The 5835-nt window shown below is 33.7% G+C and carries 6 protein-coding genes and 1 pseudogene; 5 read left to right on the top strand and 2 right to left on the bottom strand.

The window, feature by feature from the left end; translation table 11 throughout:
* Together HPY74_19270 and HPY74_19265 are read left to right on the top strand one after the other, a co-directional pair.
* On the top strand, positions 1 to 278 hold a 278-nt coding region (locus HPY74_19270), incomplete at its 5' end, for an IS110 family transposase (GenBank protein ID NSW92751.1).
* Positions 279 to 532: 254 nt separating this feature from the next.
* On the top strand, positions 533 to 1369 hold the full coding sequence (locus HPY74_19265) for a helix-turn-helix transcriptional regulator (protein NSW92750.1): 837 nt from the start codon (positions 533 to 535) through the stop codon (positions 1367 to 1369).
* A gap of 642 nt (positions 1370 to 2011) precedes the next feature.
* Here the strand turns inward: HPY74_19265 and HPY74_19260 are convergent.
* The gene (locus HPY74_19260) at positions 2012 to 2338 is read right to left on the bottom strand and encodes a hypothetical protein (GenBank protein NSW92749.1); all 327 of its coding nucleotides are present in this window, start codon (positions 2336 to 2338) and stop codon (positions 2012 to 2014) included.
* A 704-nt stretch (positions 2339 to 3042) separates the two neighbouring features.
* On the opposite strand from HPY74_19260, the gene HPY74_19255 reads away from it, so the two are divergent.
* Both HPY74_19255 and HPY74_19250 read left to right on the top strand, forming a co-directional pair.
* On the top strand, positions 3043 to 3327 hold the full coding sequence (locus HPY74_19255; GenBank protein ID NSW92748.1) for a DUF4277 domain-containing protein: 285 nt from the start codon (positions 3043 to 3045) through the stop codon (positions 3325 to 3327).
* A complete protein-coding gene (locus HPY74_19250; GenBank protein ID NSW92747.1) occupies positions 3291 to 3866 on the top strand; it encodes an IS1634 family transposase in 576 nt (191 codons plus the stop codon). Before HPY74_19255 ends, HPY74_19250 begins: the two co-directional genes overlap by 37 nt.
* 168 nt (positions 3867 to 4034) lie before the next feature.
* On the opposite strand, the gene HPY74_19245 is transcribed toward HPY74_19250, so the two are convergent.
* Positions 4035 to 4376, bottom strand: a complete 342-nt coding sequence (locus HPY74_19245; GenBank protein ID NSW92746.1) for a hypothetical protein — start codon at positions 4374 to 4376, stop codon at positions 4035 to 4037.
* 94 nt (positions 4377 to 4470) lie between these two features.
* Between HPY74_19245 and HPY74_19240 the strand changes: the two are divergent.
* Positions 4471 to 5699: pseudogene (locus HPY74_19240) on the top strand (IS256 family transposase).
* Positions 5700 to 5835 lie beyond the last annotated feature (136 nt).

Genomic DNA, 5835 nt, shown 5'->3' with positions numbered 1-5835 from the left:
AATGCATCCTCTGTGAAGTAGCCTGGATAATAACCCGCCAGAGGAAATCATATCTGTGTGCATGGTATTGGAAGATGAAGCAGCGTAAAGGTGCTAAAAAAGCGATTGTAGCCCTTGCCAGGAAATTACTTGTAATCATATACACTATACTTAAAACTGATACACAGTATAACGAAAGTTATTTTGAATTACGCAGAGTTCAAACCGAGCAGAAACGAATTACAAGAATGGTTTATGAACTTAAAAAACTCGGTTTTGAAGTAAGACATCCTGCATAATTGAAATATTTTTATTACACTAGACATCATCAGGCAAGTGTATATGATTATACTTGCTTAGGTTAGTATTGGCCTTTTTCAGGGTTAGTATATTAAGTTGCCAAGGAGCAAGCCTTCGCAAGTGCCTTCGAAGCCTCGGAAGGAATTATCCCATTTTCGTAGTAATGTGCAAGTACTGCCAATACTTGATTTGGTAATTTTTTACGCCAAACTAAGGTAATTAATATTAAAAAAGGCTATGGTGAGGTGAAATAATGCTAAATGATCAACTTTCGAATGACCAACTTATAAACGTAGCAACCGAATTCTATCATGTACGTCATTTTATAGATAAGGTAGGTTGGAAATCTCCTAAAGAGAGATATGAGAATCATTGTCTGATACTTGTATGCGCAGGGAAATGTACTATAATTGAAAACGATCAGAAATATGAACTGACTAAATACTACCTTCATTATCACAAGCCGTATGAGTTAAGACAAATCATTTGTTCATCGACTGAACTGGTTGAATATTATACCATTGATTTCAAGTGTGTATTACCTGTATTGCAGGATGGGCGGTGGGAGATGATGGATATGGTTTTACCCCTGAAACCATGTCAAAAAATCAATGATATGTACCTTTTCAACCGGCTTCAGAAGCTTTTTAACGATTGCAGCAATCATTGGCTCAGTGATATGCCTAACGATAGAATAAGACTTAAGGCAAGTTTCCTTGAAATACTTAACTTACTTATATCCTGGCAGGCTAATAAAAAATTTCAATATGACAAGATAAGAAAGATTGAAAGAATTATAGAATATATGATTGAAAACTATTCTTCCGATATCACTATAAAAATGGAAGATTTAGGTGCTAAGGTGAATATAAGCACTCAGTACCTGCGGAAAATTTTCAAGGAGGTCACGGGAAGATCACCTATAGAATATCTCACCAACATCAAAGTAGAAAAGGCAAAAGATTTTCTGAAGAAAGGAGTATCGGTTACGGAAACAGCAAGATTGTGCGGTTTCAACGATGTATACTATTTTAGTAAATGCTTTAAAAAAGTTACCGGGTTATCACCAAAAAACTTTCAAAAGAGATAAGGTGTATTGAATGGGAAGCGTATATAACTTTATGTACGCAAACTTCTGCCCTATTTCGTAGAACTGTACATATTACAGATACCATCTTATGGTCAAATAATTAATTACAGCTTCATAGTGTTTTCATTTAAGTGGATTCTCTAACATATGCACTCCTATTTGTAAACACAATCAGATAAGATGCGAAAAACCGGTCTCATTGAGAAGTACACTGTCCGCGAACTCTTGGAAGAAATGGCGACTCTGACGGAAGTCCGTTATTCAGGGAAATATGGGCATATCCTCACCGAGCCAGAGTTTACAAGTTATTTTAAAGAAACGTTGATATTTAGAGGTTTGATAAAAAAAGTGTAGAACCTACTACTGTTTAAAATAAGATTTTAAATTAAAATGGTCAAAAAGCTTCTTCTGAAGAGTATTTAATTTTGAGTGTCTTCTGATTGTAATAGATTTATTATTACTATTTTTATACTGCTCAATTATCTCATGTATCTCACCAAGCTCCTCTATTACATTATTTATATTGTTCTTTATTTGTAGTTTATCAAGTTCTAATTCGAGTAAAGATAATAACAACAAAGAAATATAACAATAAAAAGCATGTACTTTAATTTTTTGGTTAGTCCAATGGTATTTAGGCCATCAACATCCGGAATTTCTATTCTTGCTGATTTTAAACAATTTTTCTATTTGACTTTGATATGAATAAGTTTGTACGATTTCATTACCGGATAGGTTTAAATCATTAGTAAAATAAATAGTTTTCCCTAAATAAGTTTTTTTGTATTCTTCAAGTTTGTCTAAATCAATGTTCCAGTTTAGCATAGGAAATCCTTCTTTTTCCAAAACCTCAACATCTATAATTTTTTTAAGGTAAATCCTATTTTTAAATATAGTTCTAATATTATTTTCAACTGTCTTTGAAGTTACATTTGAAGGCAACTTATTATTTTTTATATATCCATTCAATCTACTTTCAAGTTCTTTTAACCCTTTTTCCGTCTCTAGTAAATGCTCATTTAATGTTTTATGTTCTGCATCAAAATGGGCTTGATTGTATTTAATAACTATCTTTTTTTCTGTACCATATATTTTTTTATTTGTTACATAAATTTTTGTATCATTACATACATCACCCTTATCAGTAACATACTGCTTATATTGAACCAGGCTTATTTTTTATAATTCCTTATAATTGAACGGTTTTAGTTTACTTATAAATTTTAAATTACATTCGTTAATTATATTCATATTAGTTTCGGAAACATTGCCTGAATCAAAAATCAAAATAAATTTATTTTTTTGATTTTCAGTTTTACAAAGCAAGTCACGTTTTTCTTTTAAGTCCATGACAATTTTACTAAAACTATCAACATCATTAGTATTACCTTCATATATTTTATGATAAAGAGGAATATGATAATCTTTAGTTACCAATATATAAAAGTTAGCCTGTCTTAGGTCGGTTCGTTTTTGTTTATTTTTCCCTCGTCGTTCTATCGTAGGCTTTGAGTTAAAAGAGTGTATGTAACTATAAAAGTTAGTAGAATCATATAACTTATTTTTCGGATATAGTAAATGGAAAGGTATAAATTAACCAACAAATACCAATGCATTAAATCTACTGTATATGTTAATGTAATAATAATAAACTAACAGTGGAGGGAATGCAAGTGGCAATAAATGTACAGGAAAAAATCAAATTATGTATAGACGGAGCACTGCCGCTCCTTAAAGGGATATGTGATAAAATCGGTCTTTCCGAGCTAATTGATGAAAAATTGGGCAACCAGGATGATAGGAGAGTGAGTACCGGAAAAGCTATTATGACAATAGTACTGAACACTATAGCACAGAGACGTCCGTTATATAAACTTGAAAGGTTTTATGTGAAAAGGACGCTCTGGAAGAAATTAATCAGGTGGAGAAAGCCCTTGGACTTTCATATCATGAGCTAACGTTTAAGGTTCATGAAGAAGGAAAGGTTTTAAAACGCTCATCAAGGGGACGTCCCAGTAAAGATGAAGTTGCACAGGCTGAAACTGTATACCGGTTGGATATAACAGTGCACAAAAATGATGTAAAAATCAAGGAATACCGGGATAAAGAAGGAATGTTTGTACTTGTAAGCAATGTTCCGAAAGAACAAATGGATGATACGGATATACTACGGGAGTATAAGGAGCAGGTATCCGTGGAAGCATGCTTCAAGGTTCTTAAAGCTCCCTACTTTATTGACGAACTATTTGTAAAGAGCCCTAAGAGGTTGGAAGCATTGGGGTATGTCATGATTATCTCACTTATGATATTAAACTTACTGGAGCGTAATGTAAGGGCCTCACTAAAAAAAGAAGGTGGAAGAATTCAAATAGCAGGCAAGGTAAAGACAGACCGTCCAACAGGAAATGCCATAGTGGAAGCACTTGACCAGATTTCTGTTGTACTTGTGTATCAACCGAAGACACATGATTGGCGGGTGCGATTTTTATTTGTGTAACAGAAAAATACAATATAACCACAAAATACCATTAATTATGGAAGTCACTCCCAGCAAACCTTAATTCTAAATTTTAACAAGGCAAATTAAAATTTATCAATTTTAATTTCTTATCATCTTATCAAGACGTCAATTCCACTGTTGTATGTAGAAAAGTATTATATTGTTCTATGCTGCAATATTCTCCCTTACCAAATCCCATTGATTACTTGCACTTTTTGCTCTTAAAGTAGCTATATACTGGCCTCCTGACCTATTCCATCGCATCCCTGCTTGCTTTAATCTTTGTTGAATTACACTTTTATGTCCGCTTTCTACTGCTCCACTTCCAATATGATAACCTTTCTCTTTATACTCAGGATAATTTACACGTCCCCTGTTGTTAATAAGATATTTTTTCAGGTTTGGCACACCCGGAGGTAACTCATTAACATCCGGTAATTCATTAATTACTTCATCTACTTTTCCATTATCTATCTTGTCCATAACACTTTCTGCAAAGATAACCATTTTGGACTCATTGTCAGGAGGGGGGATAGGGATATGGGAGTTAAAATAAAATTGTGTCTGAGGTATAATAAAATTGTAAGGGAGGATGGTAATTATGGATAAAAATACCTATTATGAAAGCGTCAAAAACATTGCAATCGAGAAAGTACTTGGCAAATATTGTTCAGAAGAGGATCCTTCCAGGCCTGCTTTGAAAAAGCTGCTGGAAGACCTGCTTGATAGCTTTATGATGTCTGAACGACAAATATATCTTTATAAAAACGAAGATGATAAAGGTAACGGTTTCTATGATAGAAAACTTGCAACTCCTGTAGGTAATCTTGAAATATCCGTACCAAGAACCAGGTCAGGCATGTTCAGGCCAAGTATACTACCCAAACATTATAAAAGGGTAGATGAGTCATATACTGAACTTCTTTTATGTCGCTTGTTGTAAATGGTTACTCGGAAGCATCACTTTTAAATACTCTAAGAAGCCTTGATTTGCCTTATTCTGATGAAGAACTCAATAAAATAAAAGAACATCTTAAAAATGAACTTCAGCTTTTTAAACAGAGGGAACTGACCCATGAAGCTTTTGCCTTACTAATAGATGCTTATGATTGCGAAATAAAAGATGCGTCAAAAGTTAAAAAAGCCACATGTTATGTTGTATTAGGCATTGAGATGGAAGGTAAAAAAGACATCTTTGGTATATACACATTCTTTGGCAGGGAAAACAGGGCTGAATGGAACAAGGTATTTGAAGATCTGGTTAACAGGGGTCTTAAAAAAGTATTGATAGTTATAAGCGATGATTTCCCAGGTATAATTGAAACTGTTAAAGCTGTATATCCTTATGCTGACCATCAGCTTTGTTTTGTTCATCTCCAGCGTAACATACGCAAACAAATGAGCAAGACTGATGCTTCAGAGTTTAATAAAGAACTGGATAGAATAAAGTTTTCTTCTTCGCACGAGGAAGCAGTTGAAAAGTTTGAAAACCTCTGTGATAGGTTTAAATCAGGCTATCCTCGCTATATCAACACTCTGTTGGATAAATCAGAATATTATTTTGCTTTCACGAAATATCCTGAGCCTTTAAGAAAATATATTTATACCACGAACAGCGTGGAAAGCATCAATAGTCTCATTGAAAAAATTCGCATAAAATCCGGGGGGTATTTTAGTTCAGTAGAAATGTTGGAAATTAACATTTACTTGCAAAGGGAAAACCTGAGGCAATCAAAATGGAAAAATGCAGTTCCTTTGATAAGTTCACATGCTTATGATATACGACAGCTTTTCCAGTTACGTTATTTACCTCAGACACAATGTTCTTGACAAGTCTCACTTTTTCATATGTAATCTGTCCTATCCTCTCCGCTACAATCCTTACCGTACTTTCACTCACTTCAACTTTCAGATATCTCTTTATATTTTCTGCCCCTTTTTCAAACGACAGGCAATTCTGACCGGA

The organism is Bacillota bacterium, assembly GCA_013314855.1.
GTDB lineage: Bacteria > Bacillota > Clostridia > Acetivibrionales > DUMC01 > Ch48.
The sequence above is the reverse complement of the archived record's forward strand: the minus strand, read 5'-3'. Positions and strand labels throughout refer to the sequence as shown.

What these genes read in the sequence shown, in the direction of transcription:
- HPY74_19265 (NSW92750.1), top strand. Translation starts at nt 533, where the DNA reads ATGCTAAATGATCAACTTTCGAATGACCAACTTATAAACGTAGCAACC.
- HPY74_19245 (NSW92746.1), bottom strand. Translation starts at nt 4,376, where the DNA reads ATGGTTATCTTTGCAGAAAGTGTTATGGACAAGATAGATAATGGAAAA.